The 21,676-nt window shown below is 46.0% G+C and carries 16 protein-coding genes; 15 read left to right on the plus strand and 1 reads right to left on the minus strand.

Annotated features, from left to right (window positions below; translation table 11 throughout):
- Nucleotides 1-241: 241 nt before the first annotated feature.
- From ACFORK_RS00095 to ACFORK_RS00130, 8 genes are all read left to right on the plus strand, one after another.
- Nucleotides 242-1,153, plus strand: coding sequence for an ABC transporter permease (locus tag ACFORK_RS00095; protein ID WP_066365077.1), 912 nt, complete (start codon nucleotides 242-244; stop codon nucleotides 1,151-1,153).
- A gap of 12 nt (nucleotides 1,154-1,165) precedes the next feature.
- Complete coding sequence (locus tag ACFORK_RS00100) at nucleotides 1,166-2,056, plus strand: carbohydrate ABC transporter permease (RefSeq protein WP_379194363.1); 891 nt, start codon at nucleotides 1,166-1,168, stop codon at nucleotides 2,054-2,056.
- A gap of 60 nt (nucleotides 2,057-2,116) precedes the next feature.
- On the plus strand, nucleotides 2,117-3,775 hold the full coding sequence (locus tag ACFORK_RS00105; RefSeq protein WP_379194365.1) for an extracellular solute-binding protein: 1,659 nt from the start codon (nucleotides 2,117-2,119) through the stop codon (nucleotides 3,773-3,775).
- 81 nt (nucleotides 3,776-3,856) lie between these two features.
- Nucleotides 3,857-6,025 carry a glycosyl hydrolase family 95 catalytic domain-containing protein gene (locus ACFORK_RS00110; protein ID WP_379194367.1) on the plus strand — a complete coding sequence of 723 codons (2,169 nt, stop codon included), beginning with the start codon at nucleotides 3,857-3,859 and terminating at the stop codon, nucleotides 6,023-6,025.
- 264 nt (nucleotides 6,026-6,289) lie between these two features.
- Nucleotides 6,290-8,953: a glycoside hydrolase family 38 N-terminal domain-containing protein gene (locus ACFORK_RS00115; protein WP_379194369.1), complete on the plus strand. Its 2,664-nt coding sequence runs from the start codon at nucleotides 6,290-6,292 to the stop codon at nucleotides 8,951-8,953.
- Nucleotides 8,954-9,169: 216 nt separating this feature from the next.
- On the plus strand, nucleotides 9,170-9,499 hold the full coding sequence (locus tag ACFORK_RS00120) for a metal-sensitive transcriptional regulator (protein WP_379194371.1): 330 nt from the start codon (nucleotides 9,170-9,172) through the stop codon (nucleotides 9,497-9,499).
- A gap of 176 nt (nucleotides 9,500-9,675) precedes the next feature.
- The gene (locus tag ACFORK_RS00125; RefSeq protein ID WP_379194373.1) at nucleotides 9,676-11,907 is read left to right on the plus strand and encodes a heavy metal translocating P-type ATPase; all 2,232 of its coding nucleotides are present in this window, start codon (nucleotides 9,676-9,678) and stop codon (nucleotides 11,905-11,907) included.
- A 30-nt stretch (nucleotides 11,908-11,937) separates the two neighbouring features.
- A complete protein-coding gene (locus ACFORK_RS00130; protein ID WP_379194375.1) occupies nucleotides 11,938-12,558 on the plus strand; it encodes a nitrite reductase in 621 nt (206 codons plus the stop codon).
- Nucleotides 12,559-12,655: 97 nt separating this feature from the next.
- On the opposite strand, the gene ACFORK_RS00135 is transcribed toward ACFORK_RS00130, so the two are convergent.
- On the minus strand, nucleotides 12,656-13,285 hold the full coding sequence (locus ACFORK_RS00135) for a hypothetical protein (protein ID WP_379194377.1): 630 nt from the start codon (nucleotides 13,283-13,285) through the stop codon (nucleotides 12,656-12,658).
- Between the two features lie 328 nt (nucleotides 13,286-13,613).
- On the opposite strand from ACFORK_RS00135, the gene argH reads away from it, so the two are divergent.
- The 7 genes from argH to ACFORK_RS00170 all read left to right on the plus strand — a co-directional run bounded on the left by argH (nucleotide 13,614) and on the right by ACFORK_RS00170 (nucleotide 21,579).
- Nucleotides 13,614-15,119, plus strand: coding sequence for an argininosuccinate lyase (gene argH, locus ACFORK_RS00140; RefSeq protein ID WP_379194379.1), 1,506 nt, complete (start codon nucleotides 13,614-13,616; stop codon nucleotides 15,117-15,119).
- A 20-nt stretch (nucleotides 15,120-15,139) separates the two neighbouring features.
- Nucleotides 15,140-16,105 carry an amidohydrolase family protein gene (locus ACFORK_RS00145; protein WP_379194381.1) on the plus strand — a complete coding sequence of 322 codons (966 nt, stop codon included), beginning with the start codon at nucleotides 15,140-15,142 and terminating at the stop codon, nucleotides 16,103-16,105.
- A gap of 34 nt (nucleotides 16,106-16,139) precedes the next feature.
- A complete protein-coding gene (locus tag ACFORK_RS00150) occupies nucleotides 16,140-17,507 on the plus strand; it encodes a sugar ABC transporter substrate-binding protein (RefSeq protein ID WP_379194383.1) in 1,368 nt (455 codons plus the stop codon).
- Nucleotides 17,508-17,575: 68 nt separating this feature from the next.
- Nucleotides 17,576-18,508, plus strand: a complete 933-nt coding sequence (locus ACFORK_RS00155; protein WP_379194385.1) for a carbohydrate ABC transporter permease — start codon at nucleotides 17,576-17,578, stop codon at nucleotides 18,506-18,508.
- Nucleotides 18,509-18,523: 15 nt separating this feature from the next.
- The gene (locus ACFORK_RS00160) at nucleotides 18,524-19,381 is read left to right on the plus strand and encodes a carbohydrate ABC transporter permease (RefSeq protein WP_379194387.1); all 858 of its coding nucleotides are present in this window, start codon (nucleotides 18,524-18,526) and stop codon (nucleotides 19,379-19,381) included.
- 19 nt (nucleotides 19,382-19,400) lie between these two features.
- Nucleotides 19,401-20,711, plus strand: a complete 1,311-nt coding sequence (locus ACFORK_RS00165) for an LLM class flavin-dependent oxidoreductase (protein WP_379194389.1) — start codon at nucleotides 19,401-19,403, stop codon at nucleotides 20,709-20,711.
- A gap of 22 nt (nucleotides 20,712-20,733) precedes the next feature.
- Nucleotides 20,734-21,579 (plus strand): sulfurtransferase, encoded by an 846-nt coding sequence (locus ACFORK_RS00170; RefSeq protein WP_379194391.1) that lies wholly within the window; start codon nucleotides 20,734-20,736, stop codon nucleotides 21,577-21,579.
- The last annotated feature ends 97 nt before the right edge of the window (nucleotides 21,580-21,676 follow it).

Raw genomic sequence — 21,676 nt, forward strand, 5'->3', positions numbered from 1 at the left:
TTGGAATTCCGTTGCGGACTTTCAACGAAGCCGCTTTTTTTCGATTCTTAATTGAGTATCAATTAGTGGGATTAGGGCATTTATCAAATTCATGTATCATTTGTTGTATCATTAATAATCTAAAAATAAATAATATATTGACACAGATATTCATTAGTTGTATTGTTTATTTGTAAGCGGTAACAAGTTGAGGTCTGGAGAAGTTGGAAGTGCCAAGTTGTTGAAGGGGGAAGGCAGAGAGATGGTAACTTCACACAAGTTTTTCAAAAGATTTTGGAAGCAACGGTACTTATTTTTAATGGTCTTGCCCGGATTTTTGGTTGTACTGGTGTTCAGTTATTTTCCAATGTACGGGATACAGATTGCCTTCAAAAAGTATAGTGCGGTTCGAGGGATGTGGGGCAGTGAATGGGTAGGGTTTAAGTACTTCATTTTATTTTTCCAGGATCCTATGGCGATGAGGGTGCTCAAAAACACCATATTATTAGGTATCTATTCCTTGCTATGGGGATTTCCCGCCCCGATTATATTGGCCTTGCTATTCAACGAATTAAGGTTTCCTAAATTCAAAAAAGCGGTACAGACCATCTCCTATTTGCCACACTTTATTTCCACGGTCATTATTGTGGGTATTCTTCGGACCTTTACCGAGAGAGAAGGGCTGTTTAACAAAATTGCGGGTTGGTTCGGCGTCGATCCGATTGTATTTCTGTCAGAGCCCGAATGGTTCAGGACTATCTTTATCAGTTCAAACATATGGCAGGGCATCGGTTTCGGTACAATCTTGTACCTGGCGGCATTAAGCAGTGTTGATCCTACGCTATATGATGTTGCGAGTATTGATGGTGCGAATCGTTGGCAGAAGGTGCGAAATATTAACTGGCCGCATATCAAACCAACGACGATTATTTTGCTTATTTTGTCCCTTAGCGGGATTTTGGGTACGGATTTTCAGAAGATCCTTATGCTGTATAACCCAGACACATATGAGGTTGCGGACGTTATTGGGACCTATCTTTATCGTGAAGGCATTATGGGGTCAAGGTTTGAATATACGACCGCCATTGGGCTCTTCCAGTCGCTAGTCGCATTTATCTTACTTATAGGAGCGAACATGTTAAGCCGTAAAGTATCAGACACAAGTATTTGGTAGGGGGTGCGGGACATGGTAGGTAAAGAAAGTCTGGGTTCAAAAATATTTGACGTGTTCAATATTTTGTTGATGCTGCTGCTATGTGTGGTCATGTTATATCCATTCTTGCATGTCATTGCAGTTTCTTTAAGTAGTTCTGAACCTATTCTTAGAGGCGATATTACGATTTTTCCTAAGGGCTTCAATGTAGGCGGTTACAAATATATCTTCCAGGATCCATTTCTGTATTCAGGCTACGCGCATTCCATTATATATGCACTGGGGTCCACCTTGTTCATGCTGACCTTTACTTCATTAATGGCGTATCCACTGACGCTTCCGGACTTCATGGCCAAAAAATTTCTTTCGATCTTTCTGATCATTACGATGTTCTTTAGTGGTGGCTTGATTCCTTCTTATTTGCTCGCACGGAGTCTTCATTTGCTTGATACCTATTGGATCATGATTATCCCGGGTTGTGTCTCCGCATTTAATGTGTTTTTGTTTAGGTCCTTTTATCAATCCATACCCGCTGATTTACGAGAATCCGCTGTTATTGATGGGGCTAACGATATTCAAATCTTAACCAAAATTTATTTGCCGCTCTCCAAGCCGCTTCTGGCAACATTTGCACTATTCGGCATTGTTGGCAGCTGGAATGGATGGTTTGAAGCACTGGTGTATCTTCAGGACGAGAATAAGTATCCCCTGCAGCTGATTCTAAGAAAATATTTATTCTCCCTTTCCTTCGATTCCGGAACCGGAACAGAAGTCATGCAAGCGATGCTGGCACAAATGAATGTGAATGCAAAAAATATTCAAATGGCGATTGTTGTTATTGCGATGTTCCCAATCATGGTGATCTATCCGTTCCTCCAAAAATATTTTGTGAAAGGTGTCATGATTGGTGCTGTTAAAGGTTAATTTTCCTAGGCTAATGAGAAGAGCAAGTAAAAGATGACAATGATTCCAGGAGGGGTAATAATGAGACGACGCTTCAAATTATCTTCTTTATTGCTTGCAAGTGTATTAAGCATGGGAACCATCTTGGCAGGATGCAGCTCTGACGCGAGTTCCACAAATTCGGCAAACACTGAAACTGCTGAGCAATCTGGAACACTAAGCTTTTCTGTGACCTTGCCTTCCTTTGGCGCCAAAATTGAAGATTCTATGGTGCATAAGGAATGGATTAAACAGATGGAGACCTTAACGGGTAAGAAACTGGATATTAAATATAACTACATTCCGATTGGTGAATACGAGGAGAAATCCAAGCTACTGCTGGCCAGCGGTGATACGACAGATTTGTTTATGGTCATGAGCAAAGACCTCTTTAAGCAATATGAAACAGAGGGCACGTTCCTGGAGCTGAGCAAGTATAAAGACCTTCTGCCTAATTATATGAGCTTAATCGATCAAGCTACAGATGGAAAAATCAAGGCAATCCGCTCGGATGGCCAATTCTACGGATTATGGAATATCGACCTTCCAAGACAAGCGAAGGATAAAGGCATGGGCGTATACACGCCGGCAACCTATCGATATGATATTTTTCAAAAGGAAGGTATCAGTATCCCAAGCACGATCGATGAGCTGTATGCAGCTGCAAAAACGTTAAAAGAGAAATATCCGAATTCCTATCCGGTGAATACGCAAAGCGGTTCCTTCGATCCACTCTTTTATGCTAACCATAATGGAGGCACGTCCATCTATTGGAACGGAAAAAATTATGTTTACGGACCGTTCGAAGAATCGTATAAGGAAGCGCTACAGTTTGCCAACAAGCTGTATGCGGATAAGCTGCTAGATCCTGAGGTATTCTCGGATAAAACCGATGCTATTAAGAAAAAAGTAATGAGCGGCACGAACTTCATTTTGCTGTCTAACTGGTTTACCTTCCCTGGTGACTGGAATCGCGCTTCAACGGGAGGGGAGAAATTCGTTATTTCCCTATTCCCCGATAACCCAAAATACGGGAAAGCATGGCAAAGTGTAAACGACTTCAGCTCCGTAGGGGTTAGCTCGGGTGCGGTGATGGTGGTCAATCCGAAGGCCAAGCATGTGCAGGATTTAGTGAAGCTGTTAGATTTGCAATATAAACCGGAAATTATAAACCTGATTACTTGGGGGATTGAAGGTACGTCCTACACCAAAGATGCCAGTGGCAAACCGACCTTTGTGGATTCGATTAAACATGCGGAGAACCCATGGATTGAAGGCGATAAGTACGGAACGAGATCAAGCAGCTCCTACCGCCCTGGTCTGCAAATGGCCATTGATACTAGAGCATTCGTTGATTTTGCGCCTAAGGACTCCGGTATCGTAGATGGCAAACTGGTTGAAGAGCCGTGGGAGACCGCGTTCAAAGATATGCCGTTCCCTAATGATTACGTGCCTCCAATGATTTTCGAGCCTAGTCTTGAATTTACAGATGATGAGCGCGAGCAGATCACTTCGGTCATGTCGCCGGTAAATACGTATGTAGCAGAGATGCAAAATAAATTTGTAAATGGCAAAGAAAGCTTTGATAAATGGGCAGATTTCCAGGCTAAGATTAAGAAAACAGGGGATCTCGATAAAGTCCTTAAGATTTATGACGATGCGCTGAAGAGATATGAAGAAAGACGTGTAGCGAATAAATAATAATTAACGATCATGCCCGCTATGTTCCTGCTAGGGGGCGGGCATGATTTTGAACATTAAAAACTGGTGGTGGAACCTTACATGGAAGCTGTGGAATGGAAACAGAGAGTAGAAAAGTATAAGGGGATCTTTACGGAGCCTCCGAAAATTGTTCCTACAGACAAGGTCGTCGATAGCCCGGTCATTGGCAATGGCGATCTCGGCGTCACGATTAGCGGAAAGCCTGAACAGCAGCGTATATGGATATCGAAAACCGATTTCTGGAAAGCGCAGCTGATGTACTCGAATGGTAGCCCGTGCTTGTTAGGCGGGATTGATGTTCATATACCCGCTCTGACAGGTGCTTCGTATTATAGCGAGCAGCAGTTGGATCAAGCAACTATCGTATCCACATTTCATGGAGCGGCAGCGTCGGTCACGATGACCTCCTGGATTTCAGCCCTGGAAAATGTGTTAATCGTGGAGCTGAGCAGTGAAAAGCAAGCCGTTTCCGTTACGCTGGATCTGTGGGTGCAGACCGGAAATGGCTCGGAAACGGAGCAGGGACAGGATGGCGATACGGCATGGGCGGTACGTAAATTTACCGGTGAAGGCATCGAATGGCCAACGGAAGGCGTTATTGCTATGCGCTGCTCGGGGGGAAGTCATTCCTTTGAGCTACAGCCTGGAACAAAACAATACATCGTTGCCTACGTGGTGACGAACCATGACGAGGAAAACTACTTGCAGGATTCGATTAGCAGAGCGGGTCTTATCGACGAGAAGCGGATTGCTTCGCTGCGTTCAGAGCACACCGACTGGTGGAGCGGGTTCTGGGCAAAGTCTGCGATTGAAATCGGGGATGAATTGCTGGAGAAGTTCTGGTACGGCTCCCATTATATTATGGCTTGCTGCAGCCGCAACAAGAAGTTCGCGCCGGGCTTGTTCGGCAACTGGATCACGACGGATAACCCGGAATGGGCGGGAGATTATCATTTGAATTACAATTACCAAGCCCCTTGGTGGGGAGTGTATTCGTCCAACCACGTTGAACTGAGCGAACCGTATGATACGCCGCTGCTGGAGTATATGCCAAATGGTCGCCGGTATGCGGAGGAGTACTTGGGATGTAAAGGGATCTATTACGATGTCGGTATTGGCCCGAAAGGTTTGCCTACTGCACTATGTAATACGCCTTATGAGAACGGGCACATGTTTTTGGGGCAGAAGAGCAATTCGGCGCTAAGTACAGTCAACATGCTGATGCGGTTTTACTATACGTATGACTTGGAATATGCCCGTCATGTGTACCCGTTCCTGATTGAGGTGGCGAATTTCTGGGAGGATTATCTGACCTTCGAGGATGGTCGTTACGTGATTTACCGTGATGCTATTCATGAAGTTGGAACCTATACAGAGTCGCACGACAATGAGGATTGGGACCGTGGCTTGGAGGATATGAATCCCATCCTTTCATTAGCGCTCATCCGAATGCTATTTAAAGGGCTACTCGATGTTTCTGGACAATTGCAGCTTGATGGGGATCGTCATGAGAAGTGGACTCATATCTTGGAGCATATTAGCGATTATCCAACGTTTGAGCGTGATGGGAAAACGATATTCCGTTTAACGGAGAAAGGGTACGAGTGGTGGGGGGACAATACGCTCGCCATCCAGCATATCTGGCCTGCTGGCGGGATAGGTCTTGATTCAGATCCGCAGCTTCTGGAGATTGCCAAGGATACGATTACGGTGTTGAATCGCTGGACGGATTATAACGGCTTTCCAACCATATTTACCGCTGCTGCACGTGTCGGTTATGATCCTAAGACTATTCTACGTGAGCTTCGCCGCCAATGCTCGGAGCATAGCTTCCCGAATCTGTTTATTTTCTTCGGTGGAGGGGGCATCGAATGCTGTAGCGGTGTGCCTTCGGCCATCAACGAAATGCTTCTGCAAAGCCATGAGCAGGTGATCAAGCTGTTCCCGGTGTGGCCGCAGGAGAAAGCTGCCCGCTTCCACAACCTGAGAGCCGTTGGAGCATTTCTTGTATCCAGTGAGCTGTCGGACGGAAAGGTAACGCACATTGATCTTACTAGTGAGAAGGGCAGAGCCTGCAGCATCTTGAATCCATGGTCAAACGGCGAGTTCTTTATTGTGGAACTAGATGGCGCCGGCCATCAGCCAAGGGAAATCGAGTGGCAGTTGTCTGCAAACATCATCTCTTTTAATACAGAAGCCGGCAAGTCTTATAGACTGCTGGGCAAATAGATTTAAAGCTACCAAATAAGATGAACAAAGATAGTAACGAAAAGCGAGGAGGAACGAAGGGGGAAGTTTGGAACTGTAGGAGCGAAGCGCTCGCCTTTGTATCCAGATTTCAACCGCTAAAAGCGGATTAGAAAGAAGAAATCTGGATACAACAGCGACCGGAAGTCCAAACATTCCACCGTAGTGACGACCAAGCCTTACGTTTGGTTCTAAAGCTCGGCTTACTTGGTAATGATTAGATTCAGCATGTCAGGAGGAACGTCTGTGTCAAAAATTAAAGAAATACTAGTGCTTCACCACAGTCATTTGGATATCGGCTATACTCATGCGCAGCCTATTCTACTGGAGCTGCAAAAGAAATATATCGATCAGGCCTTGCAACTATGCGAATTGACCGAGGATTGGGCGGAGGAAAATAAATTCCGCTGGACCTGTGAATCCAGTTACCCTGTGCTTCGGTGGCTGGAGGATGCAACCGAGAAGCAGGTTGAACAGTTCCGCCGTTATCTGCACAATGGGCAAATGAGCATCTCTGCTTCGTTCTTGCATACAACACCTCTTGTGAGTGCGGAGCAAACGGCGCATATGCTGCAGCCCATCAAGGAGCTGCGCAGTCGATTTGGGATCGACATCAAAACGGCTATTCACCATGATGTCAATGGGCAGCCTTGGCCTTACAGCCAATTGCTGCTTGATGCGGGTGTAGAGTTTTTCATCATGGGGATCAATATCCATATGGGCGCCGTTCCATTCAAGAGACCGAACGCTTTCCACTGGGAGACGCCTGATCATAGAAAGCTGCTGACGTTTAACGGTGAGCATTATTCACTGTTCAGCCAATTCTGCAACGTCAACGCTAAAAACACGGATATCATGGCAGAAGGCCTTGCCCAATATCTACAGAAGATCGAGGATAATCCAGACTATCCATTCGATTTCGTCTATTTAACCGCAACCAATCTGCCGTTATATGATAACAACCCGCCGGATCAGGAGCTGGCATACCTTATCAAACGATGGAACTGTGAGTCGCATGAACAGCGTATTTCATTCGTGACACCAGAGCAGCTGTACATGAGAGTAAGCAAGTATACAGAGCAGCTCCCTACATATGCTGGGGATTGGACGGATTACTGGAACTTCGGTTCCGGCAGTGCAGCCAAGGAAACGAGGCTGAATCGCCGCACGAAGCAAGGCATGAAGGCAGTCGAGCTACTGGAAGCCTTCTACGGGGAGCCGGATGCAAGATATGCTGCAATCAAACGGCAAGCTTGGGAACAAATCAATTTGTACGACGAACACACCTGGGGGGCATTTAACGCCATCGCCGATCCCGACCATCTGAATGTTGATATTCAATGGGCACACAAAGCGCACTACGCGTACCAAGGAAATAGTCTAACTGGCTACTTACTTGGAAGCCAACTGGAGCAGCTTTCTGGAAATCCGCTTCAGGGTGATGACCCCGAGGGGATCATGCTTGTGAACTATTCATCTGTTCCAATCAAACATGACCTGCGGGTTCCCTCAAGCTTCCGAGCGCCTGGGCGGCATCTGAGCGCCGACAGAATGAGGCAAGTGCTCATGAACAACGATCGCCTTGCAGGCGGAGAGAGCTATGGCGTGATTGAGCTGCCGCCGTTCAGCTGGCGCAAAGTTCCATTCGATAAGCTGCAGAAGGCGGAGCAGGCTTCTAATCTTGAAGCTTTTCCCGGCATCAAGGAGAAATGGAACGATCCGTTTAGTGCAATGAATCAGGGATTTCAGATCAAGGTGCAAAATGGCGTCATTGAATCTCCATACCACCGACTTGAATTCGATCCTGTTCGAGGAAGAATTCTCAGCTTGTATGACAAGCAAAACGGATGGGAAACCCTTGATTTGTCCAGTCCGTGGACGTTGTTCCAATATGTTCAGGAAACGATTGACACGACAGCCTCGGAAAATAGCAGACAAACTATTTTTTCGCGTGATATCGAAAAGGGCAATAACAGCATCAGCTGCTGGAATAATGACTGGCCTGCTGTAAGGCAGACGCACTCCCGCTTGATTAACTGCTTCGTCGAACGAGGGGCGAATGATGCAACACTAGTGCTGCAGTGGGAGGCGCCTGGAGTGGATAATCTGGAGCAGCGCTTCACGCTATTCAGCTACCGTCCGGAGATTGAGATCAAAGTTTCTTATATGAAGCAAGACATCACTACTCCGGAAGGAACGTACTTCGCGATTCCACTCAATTTGCGAGACTGGCGATGCTTCTACGATACCGCTGGACAGCTTGTGGAGCTGGATGAGCAGCAGCTGCCTGGTGTATGTAGGGATTTTGTGACCGTGGACAAAAGCGTTTCCCTATTCAACGGAGATCATGGTGTGACATTGGTTTGCCCTGATGCGCCTTTGGTGCAAGTAGGAGATTTCAATTTTGGCAGGGAACTCAAGGAAATCGACAAGTCGGCTAATCCTTTGCTGTTGGCCTGGCCTATGAATAACTACTGGGAAACGAACTTTAGAGCGCGTCAACCTGGCTTTAATTCCTTTACTTATCTGTTATCGACTTATCGTACATTCGAACCGTCGGCCGTCACTGAAACTTCTACTCAAGCCGTATCACAAATCTATGCCACGCCTGTTCTGGATTGCAAGCAGGAGGAAGCAGGGCAATTCATCACCTTTGAGGGTGAAGATGTGCACATTTTCGATGTGAAACCGGCGGAGACAAGCAAGGGCATCATTGTACGGATAATTAATGTGAAGGACGACAATGCAGAGGCTCATTTGAGCTTTCCAGGCAGAGTGATTGCGGAAGCGTACGAGTCTAATGTTCTGGAGGAGCAGTTGAACCCACTTACTACCCAGGATCTAGACGCACTGCAGATCAGACTTGGAGCCAAGCAAATGAGGCACCTGCTGATTGTATTGGAAGAATAGGACAACGAAGGACGAGAAAAGTAATCTTCACTGGGGCAGCTCAGTGATTGGCGAATCGTTGCATGTCATAGACCTTCAAGCGAATGCCTTGTGATGTCAGCAGGGCATCGTCGCTTGAAGGTTTTTTCTATGAGAATGTAGTGTTCATTTAAGGAATACTCGTCGCTTGAGTAGGGGGCGGGGGTATAGTAGAATAGATCTAAGGAGGCGAGTTTTATGGAATTAGAAATAAATGAAACGGAAAGTTGCTGCTCAACAGATGAATCAACCCGAAAAAGCCATCACTCAGATAAAGTGAAAAGTAATTTGGTTAACCGTTTAAACAGAATTGAAGGTCAAGTTCGAGGTATTAAAGGATTAATCGAAAAAGATACGTATTGTGACGATGTTCTTAATCAAATTGCTTCAATTCAATCGGCTTTGAATGGTGTCGGGAAGCTTTTATTGGAAGAGCATCTTAAAAGTTGTGTAGTGGAAAGAATCCAAGAGGGAGACACAGAGGTTATAACTGAGCTAATGACAACAATGAAAAAGTTGATTAAGTGAAGCAGCAGTGGCTGCTTTTTTCTTTGGGGTAAAATATAGGGTATAGGGGTATATTTTTTGTTGACATTATATAGGGTACCGGGGTATCCTATAATCACGAAGAGGAAATGAATTCCTCATCCCTCAAGGATATGACGTCGTCTCAGAAGTTATTTGATATAAAGGAGTGAATTATTGTGGAGGCAACAGCTAAGCAAAATAAGCAATCGTCTTTTCAAATCACAGGCATGACCTGTGCTGCTTGTGCCAACAAAATCGAAAAAGGGCTCAACAAGCTCCCGGGGGTTACCAAAGCTACTGTGAATTTTGCAATGGAAACCGCTCATGTTGAGTATTCCCCAGCTGAAGTTAACATCGATGATATGCAAAATAAGGTTGAAAAGCTGGGTTATACAGCTGTAGTGAAGCAGGAGAATCAGAAGGCCGGTGATCACCGTGCAAATGAAATTCGCAATCAAAAGCGAAAATTGCTGATATCTTCTATTCTTTCACTTCCGCTTCTGTGGTCCATGGTAGCTCACTTTAAATTCACTTCGTGGATTTATTTACCGGATCTTTTCATGAACCCGTGGTTCCAGCTTATTCTGGCTACACCGGTGCAATTTTATATCGGCAAACAGTTCTATGTTGGAGCCTATAAGGCGCTTCGCAATGTTAGTGCGAATATGGACGTTCTTATTTCACTCGGTACTTCGGCCGCCTATTTCTATAGTCTTTACCTAACCATTGATTGGTTTACGACGAAGGATATTATGCATCATGGAGGACCGTCCCTTTACTACGAAACAAGTTCGGTACTTATTACATTGGTTGTAATGGGAAAATTGTTTGAGTCGCTCGCAAAAGGAAGAACTTCAGAGGCGATCAAGTCCTTGATGAGTTTACAGGCTAAAACGGCTTTAGTAGTTCGGGAAGGCCAGGAAATGACAATCCCGGTTGAAGAGGTCGTGGTAGGAGATGTAGTACTAGTACGGCCAGGGGATAAGGTTCCTGTGGATGGAGAAGTTCTTGAAGGTACATCATCCGTAGATGAGTCTATGCTTACAGGCGAAAGTCTACCTGTTGAGAAGAAGGCCGGGGATAACGTAATCGGGGCAACAATCAATAAAAATGGTGTTCTCCGGGTGAAGGCCACGAAGGTCGGCAAAGAAACGGCGCTTGCGCAAATCATTAAAGTTGTAGAGGAAGCTCAGGGTTCTAAGGCCCCCATTCAGCGTGTAGCAGATGTGATCTCCGGAGTTTTTGTTCCGATTGTTGTCGGCATCGCAATCGTAGCCTTCCTTGTCTGGTACTTCCTCATTACGCCTGGTAATTTTGCTGGATCTTTGGAAATAGCGATTGCAATTCTCGTTATTGCTTGCCCATGTGCGCTTGGACTCGCAACTCCAACATCGATTATGGCTGGATCGGGACGTGCGGCTGAGATGGGGATTTTGTTCAAGGGTGGCGAACATTTGGAACAGACGCATAAAATTGATGTCATTATTCTGGATAAGACCGGTACGGTAACGAAGGGCAAGCCAGAACTAACAGATGTGATGTCAGAGGATAATGAAATGGAATTCCTAAGATTAGTCGGCGCGGCTGAGAAAAATTCGGAGCATCCACTGGCGGAAGCCATTGTGGCCGGTATCCAAGCGAAGAATATTGAATTGCCGCCAACCGAGTCTTTCGAGGCTATTCCAGGTTATGGCATCAAGGCGGTTGTGGAGGGTAGAGAGCTTCTTGTTGGTACACGCAGACTCATGGAAAAGTATCAAATTAATGCTAAAGCTGCCTATACCACAATGGCTCAGCTAGAGAATAGCGGAAAAACTGCCATGCTGGTTGCAATCGACAACCGTTACGCCGGTATGGTTGCTGTAGCGGATACCATTAAGGAAACTTCTAAGGCTGCGGTAAGCCGTCTAAAAGAGATGGGTATTCAGGTCATTATGATCACAGGCGATAACGAACGCACAGCCAATGCCATTGCAGCTCAAGTAGGGATTGAGCATGTTAGAGCAGAAGTGCTGCCTGAAGGAAAGGCCGAAGAAGTTAAGAAGCTGCAAAGCCAAGGCAAGAAAGTAGCGATGGTTGGAGACGGCATTAACGATGCTCCGGCACTTGCGACAGCTGATATCGGTATGGCCATAGGTACAGGTACAGATGTAGCGATGGAGGCTGCGGATGTTACCCTTATGCGTGGCGATCTGACGAGTATTCCAGATGCCATTTATCTGAGTCGTAAGACTATGACTAATATTAAACAAAACCTGTTCTGGGCGCTGGGATACAATACTTTGGGCATTCCGATTGCAGCCATTGGATTGTTAGCACCTTGGGTTGCAGGTGCAGCAATGGCATTGAGTTCCGTTTCTGTTGTTCTTAATGCACTTCGGTTACAGCGTGTGAAGGTACGTCATTAAATTCATTATAGTGAAATGAGGAGGATGAGCGTGGGGGAAAGCATAAAAATCGCCATTAGCCCGGCCATTCAGGTCGGGGGTAGCCTATTCACCCCAAACCAACTCACCAAAATTGGTAGAGTTGTTGGGGCAGACGCAAGGATAGAAATGACAACGTTCAAACAGCTTTATGCAGAAGTACCTGTTGAAAAACGAGAGCTAATCAAGGAAGAGCTTGAGCAAGAGGGGCTAGAGGTGCATCCGGCTGGATTTGTAACCAAAACGCTGATTGCTTGCAACTTCTGTAAGGGGGCCGAAACTGCGGGGCTGGAAATAGCCAAGAAAGTCAACCAGGCGATCGCAGGTCTTGAAATGCCTTCACCCATCAAAATTGGTTATGCTGGTTGTGCGTTAGGGACCAGTGAACCATTGCTAAAGGATATCGGTATTGTCAAAATGCGTAACACCTTTGATATCTATGTTGGCGGTGAAGCAAAAGGGCTGAAAACATCCTTTGCCAAACTATTATGGCCCGATGTGGCAGAAGAGCAATTGGTTACAGTGATCCTATCCTTGCTCGATTTTTATAGGGACAATGCCAAGGGTAAGGAGAAATTCAGCAAGTTTGTGGGACGAATTACTCTCGAGCAGCTTCAACAAATTTTACAATAACAAAACAGGAGTTTCAGATTTCAGCGCATATTTTGCAGATACCCTTAGCATAAGCACTGTTTCTCCATAAGCATTTGCATGCGCATGACTTAGGGCATCAGTTGCTGAGAAGTGCCACCACTTCGAACCCCTCGTAGATGGCGCCCAGGATCAGCAGCACTATCGCGGGGATATACAACCACGCTGTCTCGACAAGCCCGTGCTTGTAGCCCGCCCATCGTGATGTGAACCCATTCGCTTGGGGGGAGAGAACGTATTTGCCAAGTAGGTAAGCACCGAGCATCAGAACAATGTACGCCTGTAGCTCGATGAGCAGTGTCAACGAGTGCGGAAGCAGCACATCCCAGCCTTCATATGGTGCATAGGTCAGGCCGAGGAAGCCGGCGAACAAAGCGTGAATGACGATCCCGGAGAACGGGATTAAGAGAGAGGGTAAGGTAGCCATCCCGAGCGCACCGAAGCACAGGTTCGCGATCAGGATGATTACGGCCAATGTAGGTGCGTTGCCGCTGTCTATTGTTGCCATCACTCCGCCCTGCGCTGGACTCAGTGAGGACACGGAGGCCATTGCATCAACTGAGGCCTTGGCGATGGAAGGGAAAAAATAGCCGAGTATCAGGCCGAGTATCAGTAATCCGTACGTTAATAGGTTGAGCACGAGGTAAGGGCGGATGTTCCGCCCGATGATACCTAGTGGCTTGCGAAGTAGCAGATCTGTGATTTTCATATGAACCTCCCAAGATATTAAAAATGATGAAACCTGCATTCTGTTTACCGACTATATAGTCGGTAATTAGAATATACGTATCTACAGCATATCTGTCAAGGTAATAAAGTAGGATAGCTACCTAATCTCACAATTTTTAGATACACATTCTTTATCAAAAAAAGTGTTGTAAATAATTTGAAATAATGCTATTATCCTTTCCATACAATTCCACTAAGAATAATATGCTATTTCAACCGGACAGCCGGAGATTTCGCTCTTGCGATTTTTTCTGGCTGTTTTTTTCTGCCATGTATCTTAACAGCATTACTAAAGGGAGGTCTTATATTTGGTAAGCAGAAGGTATGAGCAAGAGGAGGGAAACGAATTTCCGGGTAAGACTTACGTGGAAGCCGTGCTAGAACCCGCCTACAATCATGCGAAGCAAGAGCTGCTGTTACCGATGATCGCAGTACATAAAGCGCACCTCGTTATGCTGTTTGAGCAAAGCTTACTCTCCAAGCAGGATGCCACAAACATTGCCAAGGCATTGCTTGGCATTGATAGGGAGCAACTCAGACAAGGAAGTTACAATGGACAATTTGAGGATTTATTTTTTGAAGTTGAGGATAAGCTTCTGAAATTATCAGATAACTCTTCGAGTAATCTGCATCTTGCGCGTAGTCGCAATGATATGGGGATTGCGATTTACCGAATAACGTTACGACAAAAGCTACTTCGAACACTTAGCTCTGCGTTAGAACTGAATGCTAGCCTGCTCTCTTTTGCCGGAAAGCATACGGATACGATCTTTATTGCCCATACCCATACTCAGCAAGCGCAGCCAACTACAATCGCCCATTATATCGCTGCAGTAAGTGATTCACTGGTACGCGATGTTCGCAGGCTTCAGGCTGCATACGCCAATTGTAATTTAAGTAGTCTAGGAGCTGCTGCGCTAACCACTTCAGGTTTTGATATCAATCGTGAACGTGTGGCAGAGCTTCTGGCGTTTGATGGACTTATTGAAAACTCCTATGATGCGGTAAGCGGAACAGATTATGTTGCCGAGATTGCTTCTGGTACACAGCTCGCTGCGATTAACCTCGGACGTTTCGCTCAAGAGCTGTTGCTATGGTGTACGCAGGAATTTGCCGTTGCCAAGGTAGCTGCTCCTTTTGTACAGATCAGTTCGATTATGCCGCAAAAAAGAAACCCTGTTTCGATCGAGCACATTCGTTCGTTATTATCCAGCATTGCCGGGACTTCGCAAACTGTGCTCACCATGATTCATAACACCCCTTTTGGCGATATCGTCGACACGGAAGATGATCTGCAGCCCTATGCCTGGAAAAGCCTTGATACGCTTGAGGCGGTCTATAGACTGCTCTCAAAAGTGATTGATTCCTTGGAAATCAACAATGATGTACTTCATAGACGTGCTGCAGCCAGCTTCGCAACGGTAACGGAACTTGCTGACACATTAGTAAGGGAAGAAGGAATCCCTTTCCGCAGCGCTCACAGCATTGTAAGCAAGCTCGTGTCACAGGCAGTAGAACAAGGGCAGGGAGCCCGCGATTTAAGCCTAGAAGCCCTTAATGAAATAGCTATTGCTACGATTGGAGTTCCTCTCACGCTCAGTGAGGAGAAATTAAAGTTAGCTCTCGACCCTGAGCATTTCGTTCATGTTCGCAAGCTGCGTGGAGGGCCAAGTCCGGTTGAAATCAAACGGGCATTGGAAGCTCAAAATCATAGACTGCATGGCTTGGAGCAATGGCTTAGTGAACGAGAAACACATTTAGCAACTGCCTCAGTACAGCTCGATGATATCCTATCCCATTGGCAATCCCAATAAATGAAAATGGAGTGAGTGAGATGTTTCGCAAATCATTCAAAGTATTTGACATTCATGGACATCTGCCCTACCAGCTTCAATTAGGCGGTAAAAATAGTCATACGCTTATTTCAGGCTACGGTGCCGAGCGCAGTGAACGAATGCGTCTGACATGGGATTTCCCCGAAGCGGTACCTGTGCATGATGGGAGTGACACCACCCCGCTAATTGATCGATGGGTGCAGGAGCTTGATAAATACGGAATCGGTGGACTGAACTTTCTGACAGCTTTAAGCAATGACAATATGGCTGAGCAAATTTCTAGATATCCGGACCGATTTACGGGCTTTGCTTATCATTCGATTGAGGAGGAAGGGGCCGAGGCTGAACTGCGTAGAGCGGTTAATGCGCTTGGACTGAAGGGCTATAAGTTGTTTGGACCGTTAATCTCACGACCCTTTGATGATCCTTCTTTCACCCCCATCTGGAACTTTCTATCTGAAAAGAAATTACCCGTACTCATCCATTTTGGTCTGTTAGGTCATGCGGGAGGCATCGCGCATCATCCCAATATTAGTCCGCTCGCGATTTTTAATACGGCTCGGGATTATCCGGACATTCCTTTCATTATTCCTCACTTCGGAGCGGGATACTTTCAGGAATTGCTGCACCTATGCTGGAGCTGCCCGAATGTATATGTGGATACGTCAGGCTCTAACCAATGGATGCGCTGGATGCCCTATGAGCTAACTTTAGAATCTGTACTTCGCAAAACCTATGAGCTAATCGGACCAGATCGAATCATTTTCGGTACAGATGCCAGCGGTTTTCCTAGAGGGTATCCTTATCGCTACTTACAGGATCAAGTGCGTGCCGCGCGGGATATTCGTATCCCTGAAGACGACATTGAGAAGATATTCGGCAATAATGCGCGGCGCCTGCTGAATTTTGAACAGCTGACTTATGATGGAGTCATTTCAAATCCAAGCTTGTCCAAGCAAGGTTAATGTAGACCATAAAAAAATATAGGAGTGGATATTCATGCAGAATCAAAAAGGGATCAAAACAATCGCAGCCTTGCTTGCCATCATCTTGGTGGCTGCTGGATGCAGCAGTAACAGTAGCGGCAGTAGTAATGATAAAAAAGAAAGCGCAAAGCCGTCCAATGCAGCGAGTGAACCTAAAGCCTCGGAAAAAAGTGAGCCGGAAAAAGAAGTATCCATTGAATATTGGCAATATGAATTTCCAGCCAAGGTGGAGCTGATTGATGAACTCATTGGTGAATTCCAGAAGCTTCATCCTAACATTAAGGTCAAGCAAACCAACTTCCCCTATGACCAATATAATCAAAAGGTAGCCACGCTCGTACCCGCAGGAAAAGGCCCGGATATTATTAATTTGTATTATGGCTGGTTACCGAAATATGTTGCTGCAGGCTACTTGCAGCCACTACCTGAAGATGCCTTCCCTCCTACGGAAATTGAAAACAACTACTATCCGCTAGTTGAAGCTGCCAAAATCGATGGCTCCTACTATGCAATTCCTACCGCAGTACGGACACTCGCTTTATTTTACAACAAAGACCTGCTGGACAAGGCGAACATTAAAGAGCTTCCTACGACTTGGGAGCAGCTTGTAGAAGATTCTATAAAACTAACGGAAAAGGATGCTAAAGGTCAGTTTGTTGTGGAAGGTCTGGCTTGGGAGCCTGGCGCACAGCTGCATCACTGGTATCGTGACGGGCTGCTGTATCAAGCAGGAGGCCAGGATCTAAGCGAGGATCGTCGCAAAATTCTATGGGCTGATACGCCAGCCGGCTTGGAAGCTTTTCAATATTTGCTCGATTTTGCGATCAAGCATAAGGTCGGAATTAATGGCTTCTATGAAAATGATAGCAATGCTTTTATGAATGGCAAAGCAGCGCTCAATATTGACGGTTCGTTCCGTCTAGGCTCTATTAAGAAGGACTTCGCGAATTTGAATTTCGGAGTGGCACCTCTTCCGTCTTATAAAGCCCAGTCAACACCTTCATCCTTCTGGGCCAACGCCATCCCGAAAAACGTAGAAGGGGATAAACTAAAAGCTGCTGCAGAGTTTCTGAAATTTCTGACCAGCAAAGAAGTTCAAGAGAAATGGGTAGACCGGATCGGGGAATTGCCTGCACAAAAAGCAGTAGCAAGTCAGGATCAATATGTTAAGGATGAGAAGCTTGGACCATTCATCTCTCAGCTTGATCATAGCCGTGCGCATTTCTTCATTGATGAAACACAGGAAAAAACACTGTTTGTTGATGCAACCAATGAGGTCTTAGTCAACCATGTTCCTGTAGAGAAAGCCTTTAACGATCTTGTAGCGAAGGTGCAAAAGCTCTACGATGACTACTGGGCTGAGGTCGACAAGAAAAAGTAATAGCAGGATCAGCGGCGCTTAGCTCATAGCTAGCGCCCTGTCCTTCTTAAAGGGAGGAAATATCAGAGATGCTCACACATGTCATCAGACTGACTGCTCGAAAAAGCAGGGAGCTGTTCCGTGTACGTCTTTCCTATAAGACGCAGCGCTACCTGTTTATTTATATCGTGCTGGGTATACCGTTATTGTATTTCCTCAGCACACGCATGATCCCCATTCTGTATGCCTTTAATGTAAGCGTAAGGGACTGGAACTTGCTGTCCTCCGATCAGCCCTTTGTTGGTTTAGGAAATTTCAGCACCATATTCAGCGACGAAATATTTACAAAATCCATTTTAAATACATTCAAATTTGTTGTTATTGGCGTCCCAGGACAGCTCATTGTTGGTCTGGCTGTCGCACTACTGCTGCAAAGTATCCATCGTTTTCGGGGCTTTTTTCGAACGATCTATTTTATTCCCTATGTAACAAGCATTGTTGCCGTTAGCTGGGTATTCCGTTGGATTCTCATGCGTAATGGCTGGTTAAATGAAGTGCTGCTACAGTTAGGGATAGAGCCGCAATTATTCCTGCAATCCCCACGCCAAGCGCTGATCCTTGTTACATTAACGATGATTTGGCAAAGTATCGGCTTTCAAATGCTAGTGTTCATGACTGGGCTGGAGGCGATCCCGCGAATGTATTATGAAGCTGCGTCGATCGACGGGGCCAGCGCATGGCGAAGATTTGTGCACATTACGCTGCCTTTACTGAATCCGGTAATCACCTTTTCAGCAGTGATTGCTGTCATCTCCTATCTACAATCCTTCGGACAAGTGCTGAGCATGACCAACGGAGGACCTTTAAACAGCACAACAACGATGGTGCTCTACATTTATAATTTAGCGTTCCAGCAGTTCAAGATGGGTAGGGCAGCGGCGGCAACAGTAGTGTTATTCGCGATCATATTCGTGATCACCCTGCTGCAATTAAAAGTCTTCAATAAAAAAGTAGAATATTGATCGGAGGCCGGTCCAATGACTTCAACAAGAGAAATCCAAGCGGGCAATAGATTTCCCATTAAGAAGCTTCGTACACTATTGGTTTACTTATTGCTCATCATCGGTGTCGGGATTATGCTATTTCCTTTTTTATGGATGGTCGCCACTTCCTTTAAAATTCCACAGGATGTATATAATCTTCGCTTGATCCCAGAGACGATAACCTTCGATAATTATGCTGCGATTTTTAAAAAGGCTCCGTTTGGTGACTGGATCAAAAATACACTGATAGTTTCTCTAATTGCCACCGCTACAGTGGTCATTTTTGATACGGCGGCAGGCTATGTGCTCGCTAAATTTTCTTTTGCCGGCAAGCAGCTTATTTTTATCATCATTATCAGTACGATCATGGTGCCAACCGAAATGCTTATTATTCCATGGTATTTGATTGCCAATGAATTTGGGTGGTCAGACACCTATTGGGGCGTGCTGTTCCCAAGTATTATTACAGCCTTTGGGATCTTTCTTATGCGGCAGTTTATGGACTCGATCCCCTCTGAGCTGCTGGATGCCGCCCGCATCGACGGTCTTAATGAGTGGCGCATTCTTCTTAATATAGCGATTCCACTTGTGAAGCCTGCTATCGTTACCTTAATCATCCTTACCTTTATCGGGAATTGGAACCAGTTCATCTGGCCGCTGATCGTGCTGCAGACCGAAGAGAAATTCACATTACCTGTCGGGATTGTGTATTTCTCCAGTGAGCTTAAGGATACAAGCAATTGGATTCTGATTATGGCCGGAACCACGGTTTCAATTGTGCCGCTGATCTTGTTATTCCTTATCTTCCAAAAGCAGATTATACGCGGAATAGCCCTAAGTGGTATGAAATAAGAAAGTAAGGGTGATAACGATGAGCGAAGAAAGTCGTCGAATGATACTAAACCTCGTTCTGCAAAACTCTGGTTCCCATAAAGGCGCCTGGCGTCATGAAAGCACGCGGTTACATGATATTCACGATATCAAGCAATATCAGCGAATCGCTCAAAAAGCTGAAGCTGCCCGCATCGACTCGCTTTTTATTGCAGATGGTCTATCTATTGAAACTTCTGCGGTCCAATATAGCCCAATCTTTGGTTTCGAGCCTCTAACCTTGCTGGCATCAATCGCTGCTGTAACGGAGCGGATTGGTTTAATCGCGACTGTCTCCACCACCTTCAACGAACCCTACAATGTAGCCAGATTATTCTCATCTCTCGACCATATTAGCGGTGGCCGGGCGGGTTGGAACATTGTCACGACAGGCGTGGAGCGAACAGCGTTCAACTTTGGCCTGCCAGGGTTACCCCCTCATGCTGAGCGATACGAACGTGCCCATGAATTTACAGACGTAGTATTAAAGCTATGGAATAGTTGGGAAGCTGACGCAATCGTGCAGGACAGAGCATCAGGGGTGTATGCACAGGTTGATAAGGTCCACGATATCCATCATGAGGGAAAATATTATTCCGTGCGCGGCGCATTGAATCTTCCGCGTTCACCGCAAGGCAGACCGCTTCTGATCCAAGCCGGTGCCTCAGAGGACGGCAGGAATCTTGCGGCTGAGTATGCAGAACTACTGTTCACGATTCAGCAGTCCATTGACGATGCCCGCCTTTTTTACAAAGACATTAAAGACAGAACTGTCGCAGCGGGACGTTCCCCGGAGCAGATTAAAATACTGCCTGCCCTTCATGTCATCGTCTCTGAAGATGAGGAAGATGCCCTTCAACTCGCTGCTGAGCTCCAGCAGCTTGCCCCGATCCAAAGAGCGGTGATGTCATTATCCAACCTGCTTGGCATTGATTTCTCAGGATATCCGCTGGATGAGCCGTTCCCTCCGCTGCCTGATCGGAATGGGGGCAATGCTTATCAATCCTTTTATCAAATGGTGCAAAAAGTGGTGGAGAATAGGGCGGTTACCCTGCGCGAGCTGGTTCAGAAGCATTGGGTTGGGCATGGGCAGCTGAACATTGCAGGGACACCCAAGCAAATCGCTGATATTATGGAAGAATGGTTTATAAGTGGTGCCGCCGATGGCTTTACGGTGATGCCCGAACTGGCTAGCGGGGGAGCAGAAGCTTTTCTGGATCTGGTTGTTCCTGAATTACAGCGCCGCGGCTTGTTTCCAACAAGCTATACAGGGCAAACGTTACGAGAGAATTTAGGCTTCGAGCCACTTTAATTGTAGAGGGGAGTTTGTTATTTTGACTGAGCAACATTCATCATATCCCAATGGGCATTTGCTTGTAGATAGCGAATGGCTGGTAGAACATAGAGGTGGGCAGGATCTGGTACTGCTTGATGCTAGAGCAAATAACTACGAAATCTCGCATATTCCGGGTGCCTACTGGCTGAATGTCAAAGCATTAAAAGTACCTGCCCAAAAAACGATTGTTCCCAAAGAGCAGCTGCAAAAATGGTTAGCGGACTTCGGCATCACTAATGATTCAACGATTATCATATATGACGAAGGCAGCAATGTGCTTGCTACGAGAGCCTTTTATGTTCTTGAGTATTATGGGCTGCGAGATCAAGTGAAGCTTCTGAATGGCGGGTTTGCGGCATGGACTGCAGGGGACTATGAGATCTCTAGCATTCAGCCATCACCTCGTACGGAGGGTTCGATAAGTCTAACGGCCACCCCAGATCTCATTACTTTCAAAGAAGATATTCAGGCTGGACTTCAAAATGCTACTCTGCTCGACACACGCAACATTCTGGAGTATATCGGTGAGGATAAGCGAAATAACCGCAAAGGGGGCCGTATTCCCGGCGCCGTTCATAAAGAATGGCGTGACGCACTTAAGGATCCGGATGAGCATGGAATTATTGTCTTTAAAGATAACGCCACTTTGGAAAAGGAGTTTGCCGAAGCTGGTATTCAGCGGACCCAGACCATTGTTCCTTACTGTCAATCCAACCAACGCGGGGCACATACTTATTTTGTGTTACGTTTACTTGGATATCCTGATATCCGTCCGTATGAAGGATCTTGGGAAGAATGGGGGAATGATGAGTATACGGAGATTGAGCTATTGAGTAAAAGCTAAAAAGGAAGGGTCATCGGTACCTCCGAAAAGGGTAAGCGTTAAGATACCTGAAGGAGAGGATACCGATGGCCTATTTTTATAAGGTGAAAAGTTTTAG

The sequence above is a fragment of the Paenibacillus sp. GCM10012306 genome (assembly GCF_042649265.1).
GTDB lineage: Bacteria > Bacillota > Bacilli > Paenibacillales > Paenibacillaceae > Paenibacillus_AQ.

Excerpts from the sequence above, each read along its gene's own strand:
- ACFORK_RS00095 (WP_066365077.1), top strand. The coding sequence starts at position 242 with ATGGTAACTTCACACAAGTTTTTCAAAAGATTTTGGAAGCAACGGTAC.
- ACFORK_RS00100 (WP_379194363.1), top strand. The coding sequence starts at position 1,166 with ATGGTAGGTAAAGAAAGTCTGGGTTCAAAAATATTTGACGTGTTCAAT.
- ACFORK_RS00105 (WP_379194365.1), top strand. The coding sequence starts at position 2,117 with ATGAGACGACGCTTCAAATTATCTTCTTTATTGCTTGCAAGTGTATTA.
- ACFORK_RS00110 (WP_379194367.1), top strand. The coding sequence starts at position 3,857 with ATGGAAGCTGTGGAATGGAAACAGAGAGTAGAAAAGTATAAGGGGATC.
- ACFORK_RS00120 (WP_379194371.1), top strand. The coding sequence starts at position 9,170 with ATGGAATTAGAAATAAATGAAACGGAAAGTTGCTGCTCAACAGATGAA.
- ACFORK_RS00135 (WP_379194377.1), bottom strand. The coding sequence starts at position 13,285 with ATGAAAATCACAGATCTGCTACTTCGCAAGCCACTAGGTATCATCGGG.
- ACFORK_RS00145 (WP_379194381.1), top strand. The coding sequence starts at position 15,140 with ATGTTTCGCAAATCATTCAAAGTATTTGACATTCATGGACATCTGCCC.
- ACFORK_RS00150 (WP_379194383.1), top strand. The coding sequence starts at position 16,140 with ATGCAGAATCAAAAAGGGATCAAAACAATCGCAGCCTTGCTTGCCATC.
- ACFORK_RS00155 (WP_379194385.1), top strand. The coding sequence starts at position 17,576 with ATGCTCACACATGTCATCAGACTGACTGCTCGAAAAAGCAGGGAGCTG.
- ACFORK_RS00160 (WP_379194387.1), top strand. The coding sequence starts at position 18,524 with ATGACTTCAACAAGAGAAATCCAAGCGGGCAATAGATTTCCCATTAAG.
- ACFORK_RS00165 (WP_379194389.1), top strand. The coding sequence starts at position 19,401 with ATGAGCGAAGAAAGTCGTCGAATGATACTAAACCTCGTTCTGCAAAAC.